The 765-nt window shown below is 38.2% G+C and carries 1 protein-coding gene; it reads right to left on the reverse strand.

The annotated features are described in order from the left end of the window. The coding region (locus tag IEY78_RS35300; protein WP_189104817.1) for a dihydroorotase at positions 1 to 753 on the reverse strand (753 nt) is incomplete at its 3' end. Positions 754 to 765 lie beyond the last annotated feature (12 nt).

Genomic DNA, 765 nt, shown 5'->3' on the forward strand with positions numbered 1-765 from the left:
CTTTAGGGCTTCTTTTAAGGCGTTTTGGCTTTCTTTATCCCTTAAAGGAGGGGCGATTTTAAATCTGGGCTCATAATATTCATACACGCTCTCATCTAAGATTAAATGGCTTAAGGGCGTTTGGGCTTGCAGGTGCGCTCCTAAATTGTTAAAGGCTTTGATGAGTTTGAGCGTGGCGGTGCTACTCACTTTATCTAAAAGCATAGGGATTTGTAACGCTCTAGAAACTTCCATAAAACGCACCAAGTGCGTGTTTTCAAACGCATTTTCTACAAAATTTTGCCCCAATTCATAGGCTAATGCCCCACTATTTAGGGCTTCAAAAGAATTTTCTAAAGAAATTAAAAGAGGCAAGTTGTAGGATTTGGCGTAATGGCTGATGAGTTCTAAAAAAGCGTCAGATTGCGCGATTAAAATTTCCCCTCCTTTATTTTTAAGCGTAACGATGTCGGCTAGTTGGTTGTTTTTAACCGCCATAATATTTTTAATGCCGCTTTGATCACAATTAAAAACATTGAGTAACCCTACCCCCCCTTTAAAAGCCTTTTGTTTTAAATTTTCATAACCCTCCAAACCAGTAACGCTCAAATCAATGAAGCTTGGTAGCACGAATAAATCTGCGCACTCAATCACTTCTTCATTTTTAATAGGGCTTAAGTTTTCTTTAATCTCTGCGATGAGAGAATCTTTTAAGCGAATATCCGCTCTTTTTAAAACCTCACAATCATAAAACGAAGCGTTTTTTAACAGCATCAAACCCTCCTA

It is taken from the genome of Streptomyces kronopolitis (assembly GCF_014646275.1).
Lineage (GTDB): Bacteria > Actinomycetota > Actinomycetes > Streptomycetales > Streptomycetaceae > Streptomyces > Streptomyces kronopolitis.